Genomic DNA, 24,552 nt, shown 5'->3' with positions numbered 1-24,552 from the left:
ATAAACTTTTTTATTGTGTATCTTTTGCTATTTGAAATGCTTTAAGCATCAATGTTAGCATAGGTTGCATTCTTCTCGATGAACTCACGGCGAGGCTCAACATCGTCGCCCATCAGCATAGAGAAAATCTCATCTGCATCAGCAGCATTCTCGATAGTAACCTGCTTCAAGAGTCGTGTCTTTGGGTCCATAGTTGTCTCCCAAAGCTGTTCTGGGTTCATCTCACCAAGACCTTTGTATCGCTGTGTGTGGATAGCTTTATCTTCTTCATCACCATTTGCGTATTTATCGATGAAAGCCTGACGCTGTTGCTCGGTGTAGCAGTATTCGCTTACCTTCTTATAAGTACACTTGTAGAGTGGAGGTGTAGCGATATACAGATGTCCCTGCTCGATAACCTTTGGCATATAACGATAGAAGAGTGTCATAATCAGTGTGTCGATGTGAGAACCATCGACGTCGGCATCGGTCATGATGATAATCTTGTCATAGCGAAGTTTATCGGTATTTGCCTCAAAGTCGCCTTCTCCCTCAACGCCAAAGCGTACGCCAATAGACTGAATAATATTCATAACAGACTCAGCCTCGAATACACGATGACGCTGAACCTTCTCTACGTTTAGAATCTTACCACGGAGAGGGAGGATAGCCTGTGTATAACGGTCACGTCCCTGCTTAGCTGAACCACCCGCAGAATCACCCTCGACAAGGAAGATTTCGCAGTCTTTTGGGTCCTTGTTAGAACAGTCTGCCAACTTACCAGGCAAACCACCACCGCTCATCACGTTCTTACGCTGTACGCTTTCGCGTGCCTTACGGGCTGCAACACGAGCAGTAGCAGCAAGGATAACCTTGTTACAAATCATCTTTGCCTCGTTAGGATGCTCCTCGAGATAATCGGTCAGTGCCTCACCAACAGCCTGCTGAACGGCACCTGCGACCTCGCTGTTACCTAATTTGGTCTTTGTCTGGCCCTCAAACTGTGGCTCAGCAACCTTGATAGAGATAACAGCTGTCAAGCCTTCGCGGAAGTCTTCACCAGCAATCTCAATCTTAGCTTTCTCCAACTGCTTAGAGATCTGTGGGTCATTGTCAGCGTATGTTTTCAATGTACGAGTCAATGCAGCACGGAATCCTTGCAAGTGAGTACCACCCTCGATAGTGTTGATATTGTTAACGTATGAGTGGATGTTCTCTGTATAATCTGTGTTGTACATCACAGCCACCTCGATAGGAATGTTTTGCTTCTCTGTCTTGAGATAGATAACATCATCGAAGAGGTGCTGACGATGGCGGTCAACGTAACGAACGAACTCCTTCAAACCATCCTTAGCATGGAAGATCTCTGTGTGTGTCTTGCCTGTCTCAGGGTCTGGGCGAAGGTCAGTGAGTGTAATCTTAATACCTGCATTCAGATAAGCCAACTCGCGCATACGGCGTGCTACGATAGACCATTGGAAAACTGTTGTAGTAAAGATCTCTGGGTCTGGCCAGAATTGCTGACGTGTACCAGTTTTATCTGTCTCACCAACAACCTTTACAGGGTAGAGAGGCTTACCCTTCTCATATTCCTGCTGGTAGATTTTACCATTACGGAACACCTGTGACTTCATGTGTGTAGAGAGTGCATTTACACAGCTTACACCTACACCATGCAGACCACCGCTGACTTTATACGAACCCTTGTCGAACTTACCACCTGCGTGGAGCACGGTCATAACAACCTCAAGGGCGCTCTTGTGAAGCTTCTCGTGTATGTCAACAGGGATACCACGACCATCATCCTCAACGGTAATGGAGTTGTCCTCGTTGATTGTAACCTCAATGTTCTGACAGTAGCCAGCCATTGCTTCGTCGATAGAGTTGTCGACGGTCTCGTTAATCAAGTGATGGAGTCCCTTCTCACTAATGTCACCAATGTACATAGCAGGACGCTTGCGTACTGCCTCTAAGCCTTCTAAGACCTGGATGTTACTGGCGGAGTAATTATTCTCGTTTTCTGGATTTTCTGCCATTTTCTTTCGATTGTTCTTATAGTATGCAAAGATACACTTTTTCCTTTATATTTGAAAATAAAAACCTGCAAAAAACACAAAAGAAAGCATATCAAATTGCTGTTTTGTGCTGATAATTAGCTTTTATTCTTTTTAGTGGTAATATTTAATTTCCTTATAAATGAGGATTGTTCGAAAAAGTCATTATCTGTACCTTTGCACCACAAAAACATTAACAAAAAGCCATCTTTATGTTAAATACCTTATTATTTGCATCCCTTGCTATCAGTGGGGTAGCTGGAGTGACTCCAGACTCAGTAGTGAACAAAGATGTATCACTTAATGAAGTAGTTGTAACTGACTTCAAACAGAACAAAAGAAACCTTACCTCTGTTGCTGTCTCAACTATTAACCATCAGCAATTATTGAACCAACAAATTGTGAGTTTGAAAGAGTTGACGGCTGTTATGCCTAACTTTTATATGCCCGACTATGGTTCATATGCTAACACACCTATCTTTATTCGTGGTATCGGAGCAAAGATGAAGGGTTCTGCTGTGGGTTTCTATGTAGATGGTGTGCCTCACTTTGAGTCGTCAGCCTTTAATATTGACCTCAGTGATATTGCTGCTGTAGATGTGTTTCGAGGTCCGCAAGGAACCTTATACGGCCGTAACACTATAGCAGGTGTTATCAATGTCTACACACATAACCCTCTTGAGTATCAGAAAACACGTATAAAAGTTGGCCATGGAAGGTATAATGACTTTGTAGCACAGGCTTCTAACTATTCTAAATTGAGTGACAAATTTGGTCTGTCAAGTGCTATTTCTTATCATCATAATGATGGTATGTTCATCAATCAGTTCTTGAATGATAAGGCTGATAAGGTGAATGAGGTTGAAGGACGACTCGGACTTTACTGGCGACCAACTACAAATTGGCTTATTCATCTCAATAGTACGCTTACTCATAGTAAGCAGAATGGTTATCCATATGCACCATATGACCTTACGAAAGATGCACTATCACCTATTAGTTATAACCGCAATAGCACTTACAAGCGTCTGATTTCAACAACTGGTCTAAATGCTCGATATGAGAATAGTCGTATTAGTTTCAATAGTCAGACGTCTTATCAATTTATCAAATCACACCAAGGATTAGATCAAGACTTCACTCCGAAGGACGTATTCTTTACTGATAATAGCTATCATCAGAATATGTTATCCCAGGACATAACCTTGAAGTCGAATGACAAGGGACATTATCAATGGATTATTGGTGTGTTTGGAATGTTGTTACATTCAAACCAATTTGCAGAAACGAGTTATTATACGAAGGATTTTTCAACTCCTACTTCCTATAAGAACCCTACTGCAGGCTATGCAATCTATCACCAGAGCTCTTATAATATATGGAGAGGTTTGTCAGCAACTGTTGGTTTACGCTTCGATTATGAGCATGCTAAAATAAGCTATAATCAAGATAAGGTAGCATTAACAACAGGTGCTAATGCACATGTGAAGGACTTTATTAGTAGTGCTAACTTCCGTCAGTTCACTCCTAAGTTTACGCTTCAATATCTTACAAACAGGGATAATCTCTACTATGCGAGTGTCACTCGTGGTTATAAGCCAGGCGGATTTAACACTATCTTTAAGACCGATGCAGAGCGTGCATACGACCCAGAATACAGCTGGAATTATGAGATTGGGGCTCGATTAAAGTTCTTGAATGGACGACTGACTGCTGAAGCGGATCTCTTCTACATTGATTGGCGACACATGCAGACAACCTATACTATTCCTGCTGTGGGTAACTTAATTGCTAATGCAGGCCATACGGATAGTAAAGGTTTCGAACTCTCATTTGCTTATCATCCAATAAAGAGCTTACAGTTGAGTATGAACTATGGTTACACCCACGCTCGTTACTTGGAATATAAGAAGAGTGCTACAGAAGATTTCTCGGGTAATAGACTTCCCATGGTGCCTAATCACACGCTCTCAATAGATGGAACTTACACCGTTCTACAGGCAGGTTGGTTTGATAAGATTGTCGTTAATGCAGGCTTAACAGGGCTCGGTCGTATCTATTGGGCTGATGATAATATCGTTCGCCAGAACTTCTATGCAACGCTTAATGCAAAGGTTAGCCTCACAAAAGGTATATTCACATGGGATTTATGGGGTAAGAATCTGACAGGAACCGACTATATAGCGTATAGTTTCAAGATGTCAACTGGTAACTATGCACAGAAGGGTAAGCCTCTTACTTTTGGTACTTCCCTTAGCGTGACATTCTAAGGAGAGGATAAAGGGTAGGAGAAAAAGGATGCCACAACTATTTCTGTTTACTCCTTCCGAAGTCCTTTCCCATGGTACATAATACGCTGCTCTACTTATTTAATTCATTACATGTTCAACAGCCTTTCATCAAAGAAATTAAGTTTTGGTACGTTCTTCTGTCTATATATCGCACAGATGGTACCGTCATCCTTTCTTATGACAGCCTTACAGGTTATCATGAGGGAAGGACAATATAGTCTTGCAACCATTGGGTTGCTAAACCTTGTCCGAGTTCCATGGACGATAAAGTTTCTATGGTCGCCTTTTGTTGACCGCCACTGCGTAACAGTGCGTGACTACAAACGTACGATTATCACTACAGAGTTGATATATGCCGTAGCACTCTTAGCCACAGGGCTTATTAATGTACGTTCAGAAATCATGCTTGTAGTCATTCTTGCGTTTATCTCTATGCTTGCCTCGGCTACACAAGACATTGCTACAGATGCACTTGCCATCCTTTCTTTTAAGAAGCACGACCATAGCATGCTCAATAGTATGCAGTCTATGGGAGCCTTTGGAGGTGCAGTTATTGGAGGAGGAGTCTTGCTCATCTTACTAAAAAGCTATGGTTGGAACGTTGTAGTACCCTGCTTAGCCTTGTTTGTTTGTATGATGATTATTCCTTTAATGTTTAATCCTCATATCAAGATAGAGAATGAGAAACCAAGAGAGCGTGCCAAGTGGACAGACATCTTTATCTTCTTTGGACGTAAGGAGATATGGCCGCAGATAGGTTTCTTACTGCTGTATTATATGGGAATCATCGGTATTCTTTCCATGTTGCGTCCTTACCTCGTTGATAAGGGATACGATATGAAGGAGATAGGATTCCTTACTGGTATCGTTGGAACTGCTGCTTCCTTCGTTATGGCGTGGTTTTCTGGAGTGCTTATACGCCGAATCGGAATTTATAAGGCTCGTATTATCATTGCAGGACTTATTATTCTGGCACCAATCTATTTTCTTGCAATGACTTTTGCAGACTTTAACAAGACTGCATTTGTTATCGGAATCATTTATATCCAAGCTTGTTACGGATTGGCTACTGTGGTTCTTTATACTACAGCTATGCAATGTGTACGTCCCGGTAGAGAAGGGACCGACTTCACCATACAAATTGTTATTAGTCATGTAAGCGGTCTGCTCATTGCGGTATTGGCGGGAACGGTGGCGCATATCTTCGACTATCGTGGTCTTTATATAGCTGAAACAGTGGTGGCTATCATCAGCCTTATTTATGTTCTCTCAGCCTTTAGGAAGGAAAAATAACCCGTATATACGTAAATGAACATGACAAATTGATTTCTTTTGGTAATACATAACAAGGTGTTATTGCTCTCCTTATAAATAAGGATTGTCTATGTTATGGGTTATTCGTATCTTTGTTATATAATTTATTTCGACGAATGAAGCAAGAACTGATTGATAAATACAATGTATCTGTACCTCGTTATACGAGTTATCCACCAGCTAACTTCTTCCGACCTTTTGCAGGGGAAGAGTTTCTGAAGGAGATTGATTATAGCAATGAGGTGCGTGAGAAGAATCTTTCTTTTTATTTTCACATGCCTTTCTGTCGGCGTCTTTGTCATTATTGTGGCTGCAACTCTTATCCAATGGCTAAAGAGGAGGGTGTTGAAGCCTATGTGCAAGCACTGCATAAGGAGATAGACATCGTAGCAAAGCATCTGGATAAAAGTAGACGTATATCGCAGATTCATTATGGTGGTGGTAGTCCTACTGCTATGCCTGTAAGCGTTCTTAAAGAACTGAATGAGCATCTGCTGTCACTCTTTTCTACGATAGAACAGCCTGAGATAGCCATAGAATGTCATCCTGGTTATCTAACAGCTGGGGACTGGCAAGGACTATTGGATGCACGATTTAATCGTTTTAGTTTAGGGGTACAGGACTTCAATGAAGAGGTGTTGAGGCTTGTTAATCGTACGCCTTCTGAATTGCCAACAGAGGAAATAGTGTCAATTCTTCGTAGTGTGGGCGTTAATATTAATATGGACTTCCTCTTTGGCTTACCACTTCAGACATCGGATAGCTTTAAGAAGACGATAGAGCGCGCTGTAGCAATGCGTCCCGATCGTGTTACAACATTTAGTTATGGACACTGTCCATGGATCTTTAAGCGTCAGATGATACTTGAAAAGGCTGGTCTTCCTGATACGGAGGAGAAGGCTTTGATGTTCCAAAAAGCTAAGGATGTGTTGCATGAGGCGGGTTATCTTAGTATCGGTTTGGACCATTTTGTTCTTCCTAATGATGAACTATCTGAGGCTTTGCAATCACATAGACTACATCGAAACTTCCAAGGTTATTGTACTCGTCGCACAACGGGACAGGTGTATGCCTTCGGAGTGACGGGTATCAGCCAATTAGAAACTGCTTATGCACAGAATACAAAGTCGATAGATGAATATATATCAGAAGTTTCTGCGGGTACATTGTCTATTCGGAAAGGCTACCAATTAACGCCCAAAGAGCGTATAGTACGTGAAGTAATTGAGCGTTTGATGTGTAACTATCATCTTGATTGGACACACCTTGCGGAGGATCTTGCTGTGTCGGTAGCTGACGTGAAGGAGGCTATCAATTATGATGTTGAACGCCTGCAAGAGATGGAAAGAGATGGTATTCTTTGTTTAACAGAGAATACTTTAGAGATGACAGGGGAGGGGAATCCCTTTGTTCGTACTGTGGCTGCAGCGCTTGATCCGATGATGGTGGCTACGGATAAGAAGTTTTCAAAGCCGATATAAAAGCTTTACTCTTCCTTATCGTTGGGTAGAGAAACTGGAGAGACGAATCTATATAGCATAAATATTATGGAAGAAAGAAAGATAGTTGTCGTTGGTGCTGGTCTTACTGGTCTTACTTGTGCAGCTTATCTACGTCGTAAAGGTCAAGATGTAGTAGTTTTGGAGGCTGCCAATCGTATCGGTGGACTTATGCAGACGGAAGAGGTTGACGGCTTTGTGATGGAACAAGGACCGAGTACGGGTACTATTAAATACCCAGAAGTGGCTGAACTCTTCGATATGTTAGGCGATAATTGTACGTTGGAGGTAGCACAGAGTTCTGCTAAATGCCGTTTGATATGGAAAGATGGACGCTTTCATGCTCTACCTTCTGGACTCTGGTCTGCTATCACCACTCCTCTCTTCACGCTGAAAGATAAGTTCCGCATCCTTGGTGAACCATGGCGTAAGAAGGGGATAGACCCTAACGAGAGTGTGGGTAGCCTTGCTGAACGACGCTTGGGACGGTCATTTGTTGATTATGCAGTCGACCCTTTCCTCTCTGGTGTGTATGCTGGTGATCCTTATCAAATACCAACTCGCCTTGCTTTGCCTAAACTCTACGACTTAGAACAGCGTTATGGAAGCTTTATTAAAGGGTCTATGGCACTTGCAAAACAACCAAAGACGGACAGGGAAAAGCGTGCAACGAAGGCTGTCTTCTCTACTCGTGGAGGTTTCCGTAGTCTTGTTTCTGCGTTAGGCAGAGTTATAGGTGATAAGAGAATCCGAACGAATTGTAAAGAACTAAGTATAGAACCGTTAGGAGATAAGTGGAAACTGTCTTGGGGTAAGAATACTATAATAGCTGAACAGGTTGTTACAACTTGTCCTGCCTATGCCTTGCCTAAGTTATTGAACTTCTTACCTAAGGCTCAACTTGACGACTTAAGCAATCTTTCTTATGCTCCAGTGATTGAGATTGGAGTGGGAATGAAGAATACGGGGGATGTACATTGGAATGCCTTTGGTGGATTAGTACCGTCAAAAGAAAAGCAGAAAGTGTTGGGGATCCTTATGCCTTCCGCTTGTTTTCAGGGGCGTTCGCCTAAGGAAGGAGCCAATTACGCATTCTTTATTGGTGGTGCTTGTCATCCTGAATATATCAATAAGACGGATGAAGAACTGACAGAATTGGTTAATACGTCCCTTCATACGATGTTGGGTTATCCTAAAGGCACGTGTGCTGACGTCATTCGTATTTACAGACACAGCCATGCTATTCCACAATATATGCCCGAAACAGATGCTCGCCTTCGTACTATTGATGCCGTAGAACTTGCTCATCCTGGTTTACATATCATTGGTAATTTGAAAGATGGTATCGGTATGGGCGATAGAATCAAGCAGGCTGTGGATATGGCAGAGAAGATTAGTTTGTCTGTATCGTAAATACAAGCTATCTTACACGAATATTTCTTGTTTCAATTTGCTGTCACTTTTAACACTTCAATTACTCCTCTGTAAACTAATAAGTTAATCGCTTACAATGGATGACAGCAGTGACAGCAAATTGAATTTATCCCAATTGCCTAAGCAAAAACACAAAGTCACACAAGTATATAATATGCAAAAAGCCATAATCCCAATAGGATTACGGCTTTTATTGTTCTTTTCAGCTATGACTGAAAGTATTTTTTTATCCCAATGCAGCTACGTGCTTGCAGAGAGCAGACTTCAAATTAGCTGCCTTGTTCTGGTGGATAACGTTAGTCTTTGCCAACTTGTCCAACATCTTCTGTACAACAGGATAGAGCTTAACAGCCTCTTCCTTATCCGTCATGCTACGCAACTTGCGTACAGCGTTACGCATAGTCTTAGCATAATATCTGTTGTGCAAAGTCTTAACCTTGTCCTGACGGATTCTCTTCAATGATGATTTGTGATTTGCCATCTTTGTTTTCTTCTTTTATTTTACTTGTAGTCCCTAGCAGAGTCGAACTGCTCTTTAGAGAATGAAAATCTCTCGTCCTAACCGATAGACGAAGGGACCATAGCTGATTTTGCGGGTGCAAAGGTAGCCCATTTATTTTAATCAACCAAACTTTTCGCTAATAAATTTTCGTAAGAGGCTGTATTTTTGTATTTTTGCATTGTTTTTCGTATGATTTTGAAGTCAAAGGCAATTGTTTTGCGTTCTCTGAAGTTCGGTGATTCATCGCTAATAATTGATATGTTTACCGAGTTAGAGGGGCGTATTTCTTTTATAACGCGCATTCCAAAGACGGCGAAAGGGAAGATTAAGAAGCAGTATTTTCAACCACTGACCTTACTTGACCTTGAATTTGATTATCGTCCGCGAACCTCTTTGCAGCGTATAAAGGAAGTGCGTATCCTTCGCCCTTACGGCTCTATCCCCTTTGATCCAGTGAAGTCGGCTATCCTGCTCTTCCTTTCAGAATTCCTTTATTATGTTACACGTGGTGAGCAACAGAATGCTTACCTATACAATTATGTATGTGCGAGTATGGAATGGTTGGATGAGGCTGAGCGTGATTATGCCAATTTCCATCTTGTCTTTATGATGCGTTTGAGTCGTTTTATCGGTTTCTTCCCTAATCTTGATGCCTATCAGGCGGGTGCTTGTTTTGATCTTCGTAATGCAACCTTTACAGCAAGTGCACCTCTTCATTCTGATTATCTACTCCCTGCAGATGCAGCAGGTATTAATCAGTTGATTCGTATGGACTACGAGAATATGTATCTTTTCCGTCTTTCTCGTCACGATCGCAATCGTATTTCTGATATCGTATTACATTACTATCGAATTCATGTGCCTGATATGCCTGAGCTAAAAAGTTTTCAGGTAATGCGCGAGTTGTTTAGTTAATGGGCTTTATGATGTTTATTAGGCGTTAATACTGCCCTTAAAGTAAGCGGATATTATACTTATAGATAGTCTTTATCGAATTATTTTCATGAAAAAAAATATTTTTCTTCATGAAAAGAAATATTTATCTTCATGAAAATAATTTCTTTCTTTCATGATAATAATTCACGATTGGTATTTTGTTGCTTGTTTTTTTTATTACTTTTGTGGACTTGAAGCATGAAAATTCAAACTTTGTCTATATATAAAATAAGTCTATGAAGTTAACAGAACAGCGTAGTAGTATGCTTCATGGTGTACTGCTGATTACTTTGTTTGCTTGTGCAGCGTTCTATATCGGTGATATGGGATGGGTGAAAGCACTTTCGTTGAGTCCGATGGTCGTTGGTATTATCTTGGGTATGCTTTATGCCAACAGTCTTCGCAATAACCTTCCAGACACTTGGGTGCCCGGTATTGCCTTCTGCGGGAAACGTGTTTTGCGCTTTGGAATTATCCTTTATGGTTTCCGTTTGACCTTTCAAGACGTGGTGGCTGTGGGTTTCCCTGCTATCATTGTGGATGCAATTATTGTATGTGGAACTATTCTCTTAGGTGTTTTGGTCGGTAGACTTTTGAAGATGGACCGCAGTATAGCTCTTTTGGCAGCTTGTGGAAGTGGTATCTGTGGAGCCGCAGCGGTGTTAGGTGTCGACGGAGCTATCCGTCCGAAGCCTTATAAGACAGCTGTGGCGGTAGCGACGGTGGTCATCTTCGGTACACTTTCAATGTTCCTTTATCCTATTCTTTATCGTGCAGGTGTCTTTGATTTATCACCCGATGCAATGGGAATCTTTGCAGGTTCTACGATTCATGAGGTGGCTCACGTTGTTGGCGCAGGTAATGCGATGGGAGCTGCCGTGAGCAATTCAGCGATCATCGTTAAGATGATTCGTGTGATGATGTTGGTACCTGTGTTGTTGGTTATAGCCTTTTTTGTTGCAAAGAATGTTGCTGGGCGAGGTGAGGAAGCAGGCGGTAGTAGTAAGATAAACATTCCTTGGTTTGCTATTCTCTTCCTTGTGGTCATCGGTTTTAACTCTTTGAACTTACTTCCAAAAGAACTTGTCGACTTTATCAATACCCTCGATACCTTCCTGCTTACAATGGCTATGTCTGCACTTGGTGCTGAAACGAGTATAGAGAAGTTCAAAAAAGCTGGTTTTAAACCTTTCTTATTAGCCGCTATTCTTTGGTGTTGGCTGATAGGTGGAGGTTATTGTCTGGCAAAGTATCTTGTCCCAATGTTGGGTGTTGGGTGTTAAATGCTGGGTGTTAGGTGTTGAATTTTGGGTGTTGATGATGTGTAAATGTTGGCTTGAGCATTGGGTGTTGAATGTTAGGTGTTGAAAAAGTGCGCATTCGAAGGAACATGTTTGTCTTTGGGTGTTGGGTGTTTATTGTTAGGTGTTGATGAAGTGCGCATCTGAGGGAACATGTTTGTCTTTGGGTGTTTGCTTTGGATTGATTAATATTTAGGACTATGTGAGGAGCGTATTTGTGGCGAGTTTACGATACAATCCATGGATATAACATTGTAAATAAGGTAGAATGAAGGCTTTATTTAGTAAGGCGAAGTTGGGTAAGTTACGTAATTTCCTTTCGTTGCTATTGATAATGGGATGTTATGTTATCTATCAGAGATTTCTGGTGGTGGCATATTATGATATTGGACTCTTTATTGTTGTTACGGTTGTGGCAATCCTATATGATAAGTTGATAGCATCGAAGGGCTTTGATGCTATAGTCAATAACGCATGTATTTGTTGGGTAGTAGTTGGGCTTTCTCTGGTATTAAGGTCGTATTATCTGCCAGAAAAGATTTATAAGGTACCATTAAATGGCTTTTCAACTTTTAGAGTAGATCATATTTATTTTAGCTTTAAGGGGAGATCTTTTAAGCGTTCTTTCTCACTTTCAGACTATGCCCTTTCTGATAGTTGTAAGCAATATGATGTGGAACTGTATCTAAAAGAGCCACTTCCAACGGTCTATTATGTTTCTGGAATTAGCCTTTGTAAGAAAGAAAATACTACAAAATAGGAGAAGTCTTGCCTTCTTCTACGAGTGTGCGAAGCCTTAGCACGTTATGTGCGGACGCCTAACACATGTGGTGCGGAGGCTTAATAAGAATGCATATAAGGGTAAAGAGACTAATAGAAAGGCTGCCTTTTCCCCAAAGGGAAGGGGTTATTCTTCTTATAATGAAGAAGGTTGATGAATCAAAAAAGGCTGAACTTCTTTCGGAGTCCAGCCTTTTCTTATTCTTGATATAACAATTATACGAAGCTAATAACGCCTTCAACTGCGCCTTCGTTGCTTTCGTTTTCTTCATTATCTTGCTCAGGATTACTGATGCGTTTGATGTCCTTAATCATCTGCTTAGTACGCTTATAGGTTGGTGTGTTCTCTACAGCAAGGATAACATCCTCGTTGTCGAGTTCATCCGCAGTAAAGCGATAGATGTGTGGACGGTGCTTATATTGTGAGCTGTTGTTGTCCTTATAGAAACGATCACGACGGTCACGACGCTCTGCAGCCTTCTCCTCTTCCTCTGCCTGACGTGCTGCATCCTCTTGTGTCTGCTTCTTGATATGGCTACCCATACCGTCAACATCCTCGATACCGAAGCCCGTTGCAAGGATAGTAACCTTAACCTTCTTGTCGAGTTCAGGGTCAATAGCAAGTCCCCATTTCAATTCGAAGTCTGCGCTGAAGTGGTTCATGAACTCTGTTACATCGCCCATTTCCTCCATTGTCAAACCAGGATTGTCCTTGTCGTCGGTGTTGAAGTTGATTGAGAGCAGAATCTTCTTAGACTTATAGACATCGTTATCGTTGAGCAGTGGTGAGTTGAGTGCATCCTCAATCGCCTGCTTGACACGACCTTCACCCTCACCATAACCAGTAGACATGATAGCTACACCACCATCTTTGAGGACTGTCTTAACATCGTTGAAGTCGAGGTTCATAATACCATGAACGGTGATAATCTCTGCAATACTCTTAGCAGCCACGCTCAGGGTGTCGTCAGCCTTACGGAAACCATTGAGCAAACTCAGTTCAGGGTAAATCTCGCGGAGACGTTCATTGTTGATAACGAGTAACGCATCGACGTGCTTTGCCATCTCTTCAACGCCATCCAACGCCTGATCTATCTTCTTAGCTCCCTCGAAACGGAATGGAATTGTAACGATACCCACGGTGAGAATACCCAATTCCTTGCTGACACGTGCGATGACAGGTGCTGCACCAGTACCCGTACCACCACCCATACCAGCGGTGATAAATGCCATCTTCGTACCATCGTTGAGCATACGCTTGATATCCTCGCTGGTCTCTTCTGCAGCCTGACGTGCACGTTCAGGACGGTTTCCAGCACCTAATCCTTCCTTACCCAATTGCAGATGAACAGGAACAGGAGAGTCGTTGAGTGCCTGCGCATCCGTGTTACAGAGTACGAAGGTCACATCGTGGATACCTTCTCTGTACATGTGGTTTACGGCGTTACCACCACCACCACCGACACCAATGACCTTGATGATGCTATCAGCTACATCGCCGTCACCGAAGTCTAATATATCCATTTTATTATTGTTGTCTGCCATAACAGTATGTTGTCTATGTTTATTTCCTATTGTTCTTTTTTGCGTGGGCTGTTGATTACTCTTCATCCTCACTCATAATGATTTTTCCGAAATCTTTCACCTTACGTGAGAATTTGTTCCAGAAGCTATTGCGACGCTTCTCCTCTTCGAGTTCGCGCTCTCTTGCTTCCTCTTCCTCACGCAACTTGCGTTCTTCCTCTTCACGCTTACGACGTTCAGCTTCAGCCTTCTTCTTCTCTTCAGGTGTTGGAACAATACCTTGTCCCTGTCTTGTTGTAGAGGATGGTGTGTAAGGTTGCTGCTGTTGATCAATAGGAGTTGCTACTGCAATGTCTTCGTTGTTGAAGAGATTGCTCTGTGCAGGGTTGTATTCTTGTCCAGCACAGTTCATCTCACCCTTGATAAGCAAACCGAGAATTGTGTTCATGTCACCATTCTTAGCTGTGATATCTGCATTGCTTGAAGCGATGGTATGTGTAACGAAGTTTGCTTTACGAATCTTGTCGATATGTGTGGTATTACGAATACAGCGTTCAATGTTCTTTAAGTTCATACCACCACCAGTGAGAATGATACCGCCAAGAAGTTTGTCGGCATAGTCAGATGGTACCTGACACCATACATTCTCAACGATTTCACCAATACGTGCCTCAACGATTTCAATGAACTTACGGCTCTCTACGGTACGTTCTGGGTCTATAGAGTATTTTAATGTATTGTCGATATCGTTATTTTCAGTGAAAGCAGAACCATACTTAAGCTTCATCGCCTCAGCATCCTTTTCTTCCATCTGTAGGCTGGCAATGTCCTTTGTAATATTGTTACCACCCAATGGAATAACAGCCAAGTGACGGAGAATGTTCTTGTAATATACGGAAACTGTTGTTGTATCAGCACCGAAGTCAACCAATACACAACCTCCACGTTTCTCAGCCTCGCTCAACACGGCATCAGCCAAGGCCAAAGGTGCAAGGTACATCTCGGCAATAGAGATGCCAGACTTCTCAAAGCAGTTGTTGAGGTTATCATAGAAAGCCTTGCGCCAAAGGATATTAAGGAAGTTACCCTCAAGACGAGTGGCTTTGATACCGACTGGGTCGAGAACAAACTGGTTGTCAACCTTATACTCCTGTGTGGCAGCATCGAGAATCTCCTGGTCAGGATAAGTCATATTGCGGTTGGCATCCATTAACTCATTAATCATATCTGAGGTAATGATGGTATCAGTAGGCAGATCCTTTACGATAACGTTGCGAACGCTTCGTATAGACTGTCCTCCCACGCCTACATAGACCTGAGAAATCTCATACTTCAGTTGTTTTCTTAGTTTGTTGATGATGCCAGTGAGGCACTGTCCGGTCTTGTCGATGTTGTAAACGACACCCTTGCGAATACACTGTGTAGCGTCTTCCTTTACAACAGCAAGCACGGAGATACTGCCGTCAAGATTCTTTTTGCCAGCGATTCCCGTAATCTTTGATGAGCCTAATTCAATGGCTACTATGAACTCTGCCATATTCGTTAAGTATTATGTTCCTTATTTTATATTCTCTAAAATGATATTTTTTATTCCGTAAGTCCTGCTGAGGCATCTTCTTGCCGTTTCACTTCCTTACGGGCTTTATCTCTTTCCTCCTCTTCTGTACGTTGTACGTCTTCTACTTGTTCAGACTGAGCCTTCTTAAGCAATGTATCCTCTTCTTCTTTCTCGGCTTTCTCATCACGTTTCTTACAGATGATTTGGTTGTCGAATTCTATGTCGATGTAAGAGTATTTGTTCCAACCAGCCTGTGAAAGACCATATCGATAGAACTTCTCTAAGCGTGACAACTTCTTTTTAACGAAGATATTTATATCGTGCTTACGCTTCCATGGACCATTGTTTTTAGGCAAGTAACCCATGAAGATGATATGATTACCGACACGTGGTACTAACTCAATGCCTCTGTCTGGTAAGACATTAATCTGCTCTATTTGGTTCAGCCATAGTGGTTCAGCACTGATAGCCTTGGCAAGAGGAGCAATATAAAGGCGTGCAAAGTTATTATCTATATTGCCAGTTGCAATGATTAAGTCGCTGGTATACTTAGAGTTCGGGAGTATTCCCCCATTATCATCAAGATAGTAATCAGCTCCATTGCTACTTTTAATGCGGATAATCGGCATACGTTGAGTAATATAGATGTTGACGTGTCCATCTTTTGTTTTGTAGCATTGGGCTGTATTGATGAATGGTCCCACTTTTAATGCCTCCTCAATCTTGCGTGGATTGATGTCAGTTATCTTCTTATTGAGGGGATAGAGGTGGGCTTTCTCTAATATTTGTTTGATTTCTGTAGCGGTAAGAAAGCCAGCATTGTTAGAGTCAGATATGTTGATATTCACTTTGGTGCATAGCTGTTTGCTCTCATCAGGCTTGTTCCATGAGGTAACTGCCATGATGAGATAAATAGCCAGTACAATATCCAGCGCAGTGATAATTATCTTTTTCCACTTAATGTGCATATCTTCTCTCTTTTGTTTAAGAGTTTTTGCTTTCTTTCTTCTTATTTCTCGTTGAGTATCTTTGCAATCTCTGGGACATAATTGTCGAGATTACCGGCACCCAAAACAACCAAAACGTCAAAGTCTCTTGACTTTACAAAGTCGAGAACATCGTCCTTTTTAATCATCTGTTTCTTAACATTAGGACCGAGGTTGTCGTAGATGAGCTCGCTTGTTACACCTGGAATAGGTTCTTCACGAGCAGGATAAATCTCTGTCAATACCACTTCATCGAAATGACTGAGTGCCTCTGCAAACTCCTTATAGAAGTCACGTGTTCGTGTGTAGAGGTGTGGTTGGAAGATTGCAGTAACCTTCTTGTCAGCATAGAGTTCCTTAAGACTCTTTGCACTCTGCAGAATCTCCTTTGGATGATGCGCATAGTCTGAGAGGAAGACGTGGCGGTTATCCTTTATCTTGAAGTCGAAACGACGGTCGACACCACCATATGTCTTCATTCCATTGCGTAATTCTTCTGCCGTACAGCCATTGAGTTGAGCCATTGCCATTGCTGAGATACCATTTTCAATGTTGATAGGAATGGGTTGTCCAAGTTCTACATCCTTAATGTTTTCGATAGGAGAAATGAAGTCGAAAGTGATAGTTCCGTTTGCAATTCGTATGTTCTCAGCGTGGAAGTCGCCTTCATCACGGCTGTATTCATAGATTCTAACACCTTCTTGTACGTTTGGCTTCATCTCTAATCCTTTGTGGATAATGAGTGCGCCTCCCTTTTTGATGAGTTCTGTATAGTGTCGGAAACTCTCAAGGTAAGCCTCTTTTGTGCCGTAGATGTCCAAGTGATCAGGGTCAGTAGAGGTGATAACGCTCATCCAAGGACGCAACCAATGGAACGAACGGTCGAACTCGTCTGCCTCAATCACAACAAAGTCGCTATGGTCAGAGAGGATATAATTAGTGCCATAGTTCTTGGAAATGCCGCCAAGGAAGGCGTTACAGTCCAAATGACTTTGGTGCATAAGGTGTGCACACATACTGGAAGTAGTTGTTTTTCCATGTGTTCCAGCAAAGCAAAGACCCTTATGTGTTCGGGTGAGTGTGCCGAGAACCTGTGCACGTTTCTGAATCTCAAAGCCATTCTCACGGAAGTAAACCAGTTCAGCATGCTTAGAAGGGATGGCAGGTGTGTAGATTACCAACGTTGATGCTGGTTCTTTGCACGCTGCAGGGATGAGTTGAACATTCTCCTCATAATGAATGTCCATTCCTTCTTTCTCCAAAGTGTGGGTAAGTTCAGATGGAGTTTTATCGTAACCCGCTACTTTCAATCCTTTATGAAGGAAATAACGAGCAATAGCACTCATACCGATGCCACCTGCACCTACGAAGTAAACTGATTTAATATCTTTGAGTTCCATGTGTTATGTATTCTTTTTCTTTCTTTTGTTTGGGAATAGAACAGCGTTCTACGATAGTTTCTTTAAACCCTATCTATTGGAAGATAGCTTTATCCCTTAATGAGTTTGATAACCTCGTCAGCAATAATCTCTGCGGAGTTCTTCAGCCCCATCTTCTTAACATTCTCACTAAGACTTGCCAACTTCTCATCATTTGTAATGGTATCGAGTGCAAGTTTTATTAAAGTGTCAGGTGCATCAACGTCCTTTACGCAGAGTGCAGCATCTTTATTGACCAATGCCATTGCATTCTTTGTCTGATGATCTTCTGCCACGTTTGGACTTGGAACCAAGATAACAGGCTTTCCGATAAGCTGGAATTCACTGATAGAACTTGCACCAGCACGACTGATAACAAGGTCAGCAGCCTTATATGCAGCACCCATATCACTGATAAAGTCCATTATCTTTAGGTTCGGAAGTTCCTTACCCTTCATCGAATCCAATATCTGTTGATGATAGAACTTACCCGTTTGCCATATGAATTGAACGTCTGATTGCTTGATGAGATCAAGGTGTTCAATGACTGAGCGATTGATAGTTCTTGCTCCAAGGCTACCACCAACGAGGAGGATCGTTTTCTTGTTAGGGTCAAGACCGAAACTCTCACGTGATTCTTCAACAGAGAGTGGGGTAGAGAGGACGTTCTGACGAACAGGGTTACCCGTCATGATAATCTTATCAGCAGGGAAGAAACGGTCCATACCTTCGTAAGCAACGCAAATCTTCTTCACACGCTTAGACAATAGTTTGTTGGTAACACCAGCATAAGAATTCTGCTCTTGGATAAGACATGGGATGCCCATCTTTGCACACTCATAGAGCGTTGCACCACTGGCATAACCACCAACACCCACAGCAACCTGTGGCTTAAAGTCTTTTATTATCTGGCGAGCCATACGAAGACTCTTCCAAAGTTTGCAAAGTACTTCAATGTTCTTTAGCTTATTAGCACGGTCGAAACCTTTGATAGGTAGGCCTTTTATCTCATAACCTGCAGCAGGAACACGTTGCATCTCCATACGTCCATCAGCACCCACAAAGAGAATCTTCGCCTCTGGGTGTTTTGCCTTAATGGCATTAGCAATAGATACTGCAGGGAAAATATGTCCTCCCGTGCCGCCACCGCTGATGATAATTCTTAATTCTTCGTCCATTTGCATCTTCTTTATAACCTACAAAGGTAATCATTTTTTTTATCTTCTTTCAACTTTCACATTCTTTTTAGTCTTCTCTACAGATTAGACTATTGCATGTGAAACTTTCTCTGAAGGTTTCTTTTCTTCTTTCTTTTTCTTTGCCGAACGGCTTACACTGAGTATTACGCCTATGTAGACGCAATTAATGATAGTTGAAGTACCACCCTTACTGATAAGAGGAAGTGGTTGTCCTGTTACTGGCGCCAATCCTACTGCTACTAACATATTGAATAACGCCTGTGTAACCAAGAGGAAAGCGATACCCATAGCGAGGAAAGCAGGGAAAGAATTTTCACACCGGTTGGCTATAATTCCAGTTCTGAACAGAAGGATAATATATAGGAGTGCCACAAAGATGGCTCCTTCGATACCTCCTTCTTCAATGATAATCGCATAGATAAAGTCGGAGAAGGCTTGCGAAAGAAAGTCTCTTTCATTAGAGTTTCCTGGTCCTTTACCAACGACATCTGATGAAGCGATGGCTATGTTAGCATGTGCCACCTGCGCATCTTTATCTAAGTCGTAATCTTTTGGTGCAACATATTCGTTACTAAAGAATTTCTTGACACGTGCCTTCCATGTGTCAGCGCGGTGGAGAATTTTACCAATGAATCCGGGTGATTCCTCTTGCTGTGCAGTTACCGTCTGTTCTGTAAGGTTTTGTTTGGCAGATAATTCGTCCTCAGCTTTCTTGTCATCACCCACAAGCATCACCATAGATAGGACGAAAACTCCAAGTAAGACGATGAAACCGATCAAACGACCTAACTGATTAAAAGGAACTCTTCCCACAAACATCATCAATACTACGGTCAAACCAATGAGCATAGCTGTGGAAAGATTCTCACCAAGAATCAGGAGAATAATACCACCAGATAGCCACATGATATATTTAAAGGCTTTTCGATCTGCTCCATGTTCGGTTTGCATTGCACTAAGTATCTGTGCAATGGCTAATACCAAAGCACCCTTGCCTAATTCGGAAGGTTGGAATTGTATACCTGCAAAACTAATCCATCGGCTTGCTCCATTCGTACTTTGTCCTGCTACGAGCACCCATATAAGCATCAGTATGGACATGCCCAGTACAATCGGTGTGATAAGTTTGAAGTAACGACATTTAATATTTAATACAACCACCATCAAAGCAATGCCAACAACAAGGATGCTGCAATGGTAGATGATAGGGCTCCAGTAGTTACCTCCTGTGTACGACAGTGAACTTGAGGCTGAATATACCTCAATGATACTGATGATACATAGGAAGAAGAAGACCATCCAAATAACCTTGTCTCCTTTGAATATGTTACTGAGAGATTTATTCTTCATTATTTTTTGTTCCTTATGGGATTATTAGCCCAATTAGCCTTATAGGCCCAATTTAGTCTTATTAGCCCAATTAGCCAGATAAGTCTTTTCCTACAATGCTCTTACATAGCTCTTGAACTGCTCGCCACGGTCTTCCATATTCTTAAAAAGATCGAAGCTTGCACAGCATGGGCTTAGGAGAACTGTGTCACCAGGCTTTGCTAACTCTGCACAAGCTGCAACACAATCCTTCATGGAATGGGTGTCGCGGATAGGAAGACCGAGGTCGTCGAAGTTGTCATGTAGCTTCTTATTGTCAGCGCCAAGGTATACAATGCCAGCACACTTCTGCTTAACTAAGTCCTTAATACTGTTATAGTCATTTCCCTTATCCTTGCCACCAATAATCAAGATTGTTGGTGTGCGCATACTTTCGAGTGCATACCAGCAAGCATCAACATTGGTAGCCTTAGAGTCGTTGATGTATTGTACGCCAGCAACCTTACATACCTTTTCCAATCTATGTTCAACGCCAGGGAAGTCGCTCAGACTCTTGCGGATGTTTTCTTTCTTAATACCGCTGATATCAGAAGCAATACCTGCAGCTAAAGAGTTGTAAATGTTGTGACGTCCTGTGAGCGAAAGGTCTTCCTGCTCCATGTTGAATGGCTCAGGCTGTTCAATCGTATACTGTCCTTCTTCAATGTAACCGATACTGCCCTTCTCCTTTAATTCAGAGAATGGATAGCATACGGCATGTACATCAAACTTCTCGAGTTCCTTCTTGATGACAGGGTCATCGTTCCAGTAAATGAAGCTATCCTCCTTGGTTTGATTCTGAATGATACGCATCTTAGCGTCTGCGTAGTTCTCAAACTTGTAGTCATAGCGGTCCAAGTGGTCAGGGGTGATATTGAGAAGGATGGCAATATTGGCACGGAAGTCATACATATTGTCCAACTGGAAGCTGCTCAACTCAATGATATAATACTCATGTGGGTCTTCTGCTACTTGCAGTGCAAGACTGTTACCAATGTTACCAGCCAAACCAGCGTCGTAACCAGCATCTTTGAAGATATGATAGATGAGGCTCGTTGTTGTGGTCTTTCCATTACTTCCTGTAATACATATCATCTTAGAGTTGGTGTATCGACCAGCAAATTCTATTTCACTAATGATATGTGTACCCTGTGCGATAAGTTTCTGAACAATAGGAGCTTCTTTAGGAATACCAGGACTCTTGATGATTTCATCAGCATTGAGAATCTTCTCTTCTGTGTGTTGTCCCTCTTCCCATTCTATACCACGGTCATCAAGCATCTTCTTATACTTGTCCTTAATGGCTGACATGTCAGAAACAAAGACATCAAAGCCTTCTTTCTTTGCCAATACGGCTGCGCCGGCACCACTTTCACCGGCACCAAGTATTACTATTCTTTTCATATATCTTTCCTTTCCTTACTCTTGCTTATGTAATGTTTTTGTTTGCTGGCTGCTTACCTCTCTTCGAGTAAATGGTTACTCGCCTCTTGGGTAGTGGTCAGCTGTGTGGTGTTTCGTATGAACACCAATTGTGCGAATGCTCCGCACATATCGTGCTAACGCCTCGCACGCCTCGTGCTTATCTTATCTTCAGTGTGATGATAGTCATTGCAGCGAGGATGATAGTCACGATGATGAAGCGTAGTGTAATCTTACTCTCATGCACTGCACTATGTGGTTTTTTCAAGAGATACTTACACTCTGGATCGAGTTGGCTATCTTGTGTACGGAAGTTGTCATGTATTGGTGTGCGCTTAAAGATACGCTGTTTAACACCTTTACGCTTTCCTAACTTGTAGTACCAAACCTGTACGATAACACTTAAGCTCTCAACAAAGAATACGCCACAGAGAATAGGGAGCATCAACTCCTTGTGAATGATGATTGCACCTACTGCTATGATACCTCCGATGGTAAGACTTCCCGTGTCACCCATGAACACTTGTGCAGGATAAGCATTGTACCAAAGGAAGCCTATCAATGCTCCAATGAATGCCATGAAGAACACTACTAACTCTTCCGAGCCTGGAATGTACATAATGTTGAGGTAGGCTGCGTATTGTATATGGCTACTTACGTAGGCTAATATACCCAATACGACACCTATGATGGCGGAGTTTCCTGCACACATACCATCCATTCCGTCGTTAAGGTTTGCACCATTAGATACAGCCGTGACAACGAAGATGGTCATAAGGACAAACAGAATCCAGCCACCAGCAGTTTTGTACTTACCTAAGAAACCTACAATTTCTGAATAATCAAGATTATGTGATTTTACAAATGGAATGGTCGTCTTCAGTGTCTTTTCGGCTTTAGCCTCATGTTTGATGACGATTTCCTTGCCATTTTGATTGGCTACCTCAAGGTTCATGTTAGCTTTGACGTCAGGAGAAGCCCAAAGTGTTAAGCCAACGATGAGTCCGATGGTTACTTGTCCGATAATTTTATATTTACCCTTCAGTCCTTCCTTGTCGTGCTTGAATATCTTAATGAAGTCATCCATACCACCGAGGAAACCCAACCAAATGGTTGTGACAATCATCAAGAGCAGATAGATATTACGTAATCTACCTAACAAGACGACAGGAATCAAGAGGGCAACGATGATGATAATACCACCCATTGATGGTACACCAATCTTTTTGACACCAAATGGGTCAATCTGTGCATCTCGTTGTACCTCTGTAATCTGCTTCTTCTTGAGGTATTTAATGAAGCGTTCTCCGAACCATGCAGAGATAATCAGTGCTAATATCATTGCCAAGATAGAACGGAAACTGATGTAGCCCCAAAGGTGAGAACCACTGATACCGAACTGGTCAAGCCAACGGAAGATATAGTATAACATTTTATTTCTCTTTTATGTTGTTCTTACGATAGACGATAGGGTCTCTATTTTAGAATTACTTGATACCGAAGATTTCACGGATAACCTCGTGGTCATCGAAATGATGCTTCACACCATTTATCTCTTGGTAGTTCTCATGTCCCTTACCTGCAACAAGAATAACGTCACCTTTCTGTGCCATCATGGCTGCAGTGCGAATTGCTTCCTTACGATCTGTAATCGTGAGAACCTTCTTGCGCTGTGTAGTGTCAAGTCCTGCAAGCATATCATCGATAATAGCCTGTGGCTCTTCGTCGCGTGGATTGTCACTTGTAAGGATGACAGTGTCACTTTGTTTAACAGCCTCTTGAGCCATTAATGGACGCTTTCCCTTGTCACGATGTCCGCCTGCACCGCAGACAGTAATGACATGTCCGCCCTTACCATCAAGTACATCGTGAATAGCACTGAGGACATTCTCCAATGCGTCTGGTGTATGGGCATAGTCAACAACAGCAGTGTAGCCTTCTGGTGATTGAATTGGCTCTAATCGTCCGTTAACACTCTTGAGTGTGCTCATTGCTATTAGGACGTCTTCTGGCTTCTTACCTAACATGATGGCAGCACCATATACTGCAAGCAGATTGCTCACATTGAACTTGCCAATGAACTGTACGCCAACCTCTTTGCCGTCAACTTCAAGGTACATACCTTCAAAGTGGCATTCAAGAATCTTTGCACGGAAGTCTGCCATTCGTTTGATAGAATAGGTCTTGACTGTTGCCTTTGTGTTCTGAACCATAATCATTCCGTTCTTGTCATCGGCATTGGTAATGGCAAAAGCGGTCTTAGGTAATCCGTCGAAGAACATCTTCTTGGCATTGCGATAGTTCTCGAAAGTCTTATGGTAGTCGAGGTGGTCACGTGTAAGGTTGGTGAAGATGCCTCCTACAAACTCTAAACCACCTATACGATGCTGATGGATAGCATGGCTGGAACACTCCATGAACGCATATTCGCAGCCTGCCTCAACCATCTTCGCAAGTAGACAGTTAAGTTCTATTGGGTCTGGAGTAGTGTGACTTGCAGGAACTTCCTCATCATTAATATAGTTACATACGGTAGAGAGTAAGCCTACCTTATGACCGAATTCACGGAACATTCTATATAATAAGGTGGCAATGGTTGTCTTACCGTTCGTTCCAGTTACACCAACCAACTTCAGTTTGCGTGATGGTTCTCCATAGAACATTGTGGCAACCTTTCCTGCTTCTTCTTCAGTTGATGCTACCTGAACGTATGTTACCTTTTCATTCAGTTCCTCAGGCATATCTTCAAGTAGGATTGCTACGGCTCCTAACTCAATAGCTTTGCTAATGAATTTATGTCCGTCTACCTGTGTTCCTTTCATTGCGATGAACAAGTGGCCGTTCTCTATCTTACGACTATCAATGTTCACTCCTTTAATCTCAACGTCAATATTGCCTTGATTAGCAATAACCTTAACGTCTTTGAGTAATTCGCTTAACTTCATATCTTTGTTCTTTTCTTATTCTTTATGATTGTAATCGAAGTG

General features: G+C 42.2%; 18 protein-coding genes. 7 read left to right on the top strand and 11 right to left on the bottom strand.

Features of this window, described 5'->3' with window-relative positions:
• Positions 1-41 precede the first annotated feature (41 nt).
• On the bottom strand, positions 42-2,015 hold the full coding sequence (gene gyrB / locus J4861_RS10730) for a DNA topoisomerase (ATP-hydrolyzing) subunit B (protein ID WP_211816822.1): 1,974 nt from the start codon (positions 2,013-2,015) through the stop codon (positions 42-44).
• A 230-nt stretch (positions 2,016-2,245) separates the two neighbouring features.
• Here gyrB and J4861_RS10725 point away from each other — a divergent pair, with 230 nt between their 5' ends.
• The 4 genes from J4861_RS10725 to hemG all read left to right on the top strand — a co-directional run bounded on the left by J4861_RS10725 (position 2,246) and on the right by hemG (position 8,550).
• Positions 2,246-4,303 carry a TonB-dependent receptor gene (locus tag J4861_RS10725; protein WP_211816821.1) on the top strand — a complete coding sequence of 686 codons (2,058 nt, stop codon included), beginning with the start codon at positions 2,246-2,248 and terminating at the stop codon, positions 4,301-4,303.
• Positions 4,304-4,414: 111 nt separating this feature from the next.
• Positions 4,415-5,617, top strand: a complete 1,203-nt coding sequence (locus J4861_RS10720; protein ID WP_211816820.1) for an MFS transporter — start codon at positions 4,415-4,417, stop codon at positions 5,615-5,617.
• A gap of 137 nt (positions 5,618-5,754) precedes the next feature.
• Positions 5,755-7,119, top strand: a complete 1,365-nt coding sequence (gene hemN, locus J4861_RS10715; RefSeq protein ID WP_211816819.1) for an oxygen-independent coproporphyrinogen III oxidase — start codon at positions 5,755-5,757, stop codon at positions 7,117-7,119.
• A 66-nt stretch (positions 7,120-7,185) separates the two neighbouring features.
• Positions 7,186-8,550 carry a protoporphyrinogen oxidase gene (hemG, locus tag J4861_RS10710; RefSeq protein WP_249110836.1) on the top strand — a complete coding sequence of 455 codons (1,365 nt, stop codon included), beginning with the start codon at positions 7,186-7,188 and terminating at the stop codon, positions 8,548-8,550.
• Between the two features lie 247 nt (positions 8,551-8,797).
• On the opposite strand, the gene rpsT is transcribed toward hemG, so the two are convergent.
• On the bottom strand, positions 8,798-9,052 hold the full coding sequence (rpsT, locus tag J4861_RS10705) for a 30S ribosomal protein S20 (RefSeq protein WP_004358670.1): 255 nt from the start codon (positions 9,050-9,052) through the stop codon (positions 8,798-8,800).
• Between the two features lie 210 nt (positions 9,053-9,262).
• Between rpsT and recO the strand changes: the two genes are divergently transcribed.
• The 3 genes from recO to J4861_RS10690 all read left to right on the top strand — a co-directional run bounded on the left by recO (position 9,263) and on the right by J4861_RS10690 (position 12,070).
• Positions 9,263-9,988 carry a DNA repair protein RecO gene (gene recO / locus J4861_RS10700; protein WP_211816818.1) on the top strand — a complete coding sequence of 242 codons (726 nt, stop codon included), beginning with the start codon at positions 9,263-9,265 and terminating at the stop codon, positions 9,986-9,988.
• A gap of 257 nt (positions 9,989-10,245) precedes the next feature.
• Positions 10,246-11,292: a YeiH family protein gene (locus J4861_RS10695; protein WP_211816817.1), complete on the top strand. Its 1,047-nt coding sequence runs from the start codon at positions 10,246-10,248 to the stop codon at positions 11,290-11,292.
• Positions 11,293-11,578: 286 nt separating this feature from the next.
• Positions 11,579-12,070, top strand: a complete 492-nt coding sequence (locus J4861_RS10690; protein ID WP_211816816.1) for a hypothetical protein — start codon at positions 11,579-11,581, stop codon at positions 12,068-12,070.
• Between the two features lie 236 nt (positions 12,071-12,306).
• On the opposite strand, the gene ftsZ is transcribed toward J4861_RS10690, so the two are convergent.
• The 9 genes from ftsZ to J4861_RS10645 all read right to left on the bottom strand — a co-directional run bounded on the left by ftsZ (position 12,307) and on the right by J4861_RS10645 (position 24,510).
• On the bottom strand, positions 12,307-13,635 hold the full coding sequence (ftsZ, locus tag J4861_RS10685; RefSeq protein WP_036863494.1) for a cell division protein FtsZ: 1,329 nt from the start codon (positions 13,633-13,635) through the stop codon (positions 12,307-12,309).
• A 55-nt stretch (positions 13,636-13,690) separates the two neighbouring features.
• Positions 13,691-15,151 (bottom strand): cell division protein FtsA, encoded by a 1,461-nt coding sequence (gene ftsA / locus J4861_RS10680; RefSeq protein ID WP_211816815.1) that lies wholly within the window; start codon positions 15,149-15,151, stop codon positions 13,691-13,693.
• A gap of 50 nt (positions 15,152-15,201) precedes the next feature.
• Positions 15,202-16,140: a cell division protein FtsQ gene (locus J4861_RS10675; protein ID WP_211816814.1), complete on the bottom strand. Its 939-nt coding sequence runs from the start codon at positions 16,138-16,140 to the stop codon at positions 15,202-15,204.
• Between the two features lie 41 nt (positions 16,141-16,181).
• The gene (murC, locus tag J4861_RS10670; RefSeq protein ID WP_211816813.1) at positions 16,182-17,558 is read right to left on the bottom strand and encodes a UDP-N-acetylmuramate--L-alanine ligase; all 1,377 of its coding nucleotides are present in this window, start codon (positions 17,556-17,558) and stop codon (positions 16,182-16,184) included.
• Between the two features lie 89 nt (positions 17,559-17,647).
• Positions 17,648-18,754, bottom strand: a complete 1,107-nt coding sequence (gene murG / locus J4861_RS10665; RefSeq protein ID WP_036885704.1) for an undecaprenyldiphospho-muramoylpentapeptide beta-N-acetylglucosaminyltransferase — start codon at positions 18,752-18,754, stop codon at positions 17,648-17,650.
• Between the two features lie 84 nt (positions 18,755-18,838).
• Positions 18,839-20,125 carry an FtsW/RodA/SpoVE family cell cycle protein gene (locus J4861_RS10660; protein WP_211816812.1) on the bottom strand — a complete coding sequence of 429 codons (1,287 nt, stop codon included), beginning with the start codon at positions 20,123-20,125 and terminating at the stop codon, positions 18,839-18,841.
• Between the two features lie 90 nt (positions 20,126-20,215).
• Positions 20,216-21,547, bottom strand: a complete 1,332-nt coding sequence (gene murD, locus J4861_RS10655; protein ID WP_036921529.1) for a UDP-N-acetylmuramoyl-L-alanine--D-glutamate ligase — start codon at positions 21,545-21,547, stop codon at positions 20,216-20,218.
• 178 nt (positions 21,548-21,725) lie between these two features.
• The gene (locus J4861_RS10650) at positions 21,726-22,997 is read right to left on the bottom strand and encodes a phospho-N-acetylmuramoyl-pentapeptide-transferase (RefSeq protein ID WP_211816811.1); all 1,272 of its coding nucleotides are present in this window, start codon (positions 22,995-22,997) and stop codon (positions 21,726-21,728) included.
• A gap of 55 nt (positions 22,998-23,052) precedes the next feature.
• On the bottom strand, positions 23,053-24,510 hold the full coding sequence (locus J4861_RS10645; RefSeq protein ID WP_211816810.1) for a UDP-N-acetylmuramoyl-L-alanyl-D-glutamate--2,6-diaminopimelate ligase: 1,458 nt from the start codon (positions 24,508-24,510) through the stop codon (positions 23,053-23,055).
• Positions 24,511-24,552: the final 42 nt, after the last annotated feature.

This window comes from Prevotella melaninogenica (assembly GCF_018127925.1).
GTDB classification, from domain to species: Bacteria; Bacteroidota; Bacteroidia; order Bacteroidales; family Bacteroidaceae; genus Prevotella; species Prevotella melaninogenica_C.
The sequence above is the reverse complement of the archived record's forward strand: the minus strand, read 5'-3'. Positions and strand labels throughout refer to the sequence as shown.

Bases quoted from the DNA above. Each gene is read 5' to 3' on its own strand.
- gyrB (WP_211816822.1), bottom strand. From the start codon at position 2,015: ATGGCAGAAAATCCAGAAAACGAGAATAATTACTCCGCCAGTAACATC.
- J4861_RS10725 (WP_211816821.1), top strand. From the start codon at position 2,246: ATGTTAAATACCTTATTATTTGCATCCCTTGCTATCAGTGGGGTAGCT.
- J4861_RS10720 (WP_211816820.1), top strand. From the start codon at position 4,415: ATGTTCAACAGCCTTTCATCAAAGAAATTAAGTTTTGGTACGTTCTTC.
- hemN (WP_211816819.1), top strand. From the start codon at position 5,755: ATGAAGCAAGAACTGATTGATAAATACAATGTATCTGTACCTCGTTAT.
- hemG (WP_249110836.1), top strand. From the start codon at position 7,186: ATGGAAGAAAGAAAGATAGTTGTCGTTGGTGCTGGTCTTACTGGTCTT.
- rpsT (WP_004358670.1), bottom strand. From the start codon at position 9,052: ATGGCAAATCACAAATCATCATTGAAGAGAATCCGTCAGGACAAGGTT.
- recO (WP_211816818.1), top strand. From the start codon at position 9,263: ATGATTTTGAAGTCAAAGGCAATTGTTTTGCGTTCTCTGAAGTTCGGT.
- J4861_RS10695 (WP_211816817.1), top strand. From the start codon at position 10,246: ATGAAGTTAACAGAACAGCGTAGTAGTATGCTTCATGGTGTACTGCTG.
- J4861_RS10690 (WP_211816816.1), top strand. From the start codon at position 11,579: ATGAAGGCTTTATTTAGTAAGGCGAAGTTGGGTAAGTTACGTAATTTC.
- ftsZ (WP_036863494.1), bottom strand. From the start codon at position 13,635: ATGGCAGACAACAATAATAAAATGGATATATTAGACTTCGGTGACGGC.
- ftsA (WP_211816815.1), bottom strand. From the start codon at position 15,151: ATGGCAGAGTTCATAGTAGCCATTGAATTAGGCTCATCAAAGATTACG.
- J4861_RS10675 (WP_211816814.1), bottom strand. From the start codon at position 16,140: ATGCACATTAAGTGGAAAAAGATAATTATCACTGCGCTGGATATTGTA.
- murC (WP_211816813.1), bottom strand. From the start codon at position 17,558: ATGGAACTCAAAGATATTAAATCAGTTTACTTCGTAGGTGCAGGTGGC.
- murG (WP_036885704.1), bottom strand. From the start codon at position 18,754: ATGGACGAAGAATTAAGAATTATCATCAGCGGTGGCGGCACGGGAGGA.
- J4861_RS10660 (WP_211816812.1), bottom strand. From the start codon at position 20,125: ATGAAGAATAAATCTCTCAGTAACATATTCAAAGGAGACAAGGTTATT.
- murD (WP_036921529.1), bottom strand. From the start codon at position 21,547: ATGAAAAGAATAGTAATACTTGGTGCCGGTGAAAGTGGTGCCGGCGCA.
- J4861_RS10650 (WP_211816811.1), bottom strand. From the start codon at position 22,997: ATGTTATACTATATCTTCCGTTGGCTTGACCAGTTCGGTATCAGTGGT.
- J4861_RS10645 (WP_211816810.1), bottom strand. From the start codon at position 24,510: ATGAAGTTAAGCGAATTACTCAAAGACGTTAAGGTTATTGCTAATCAA.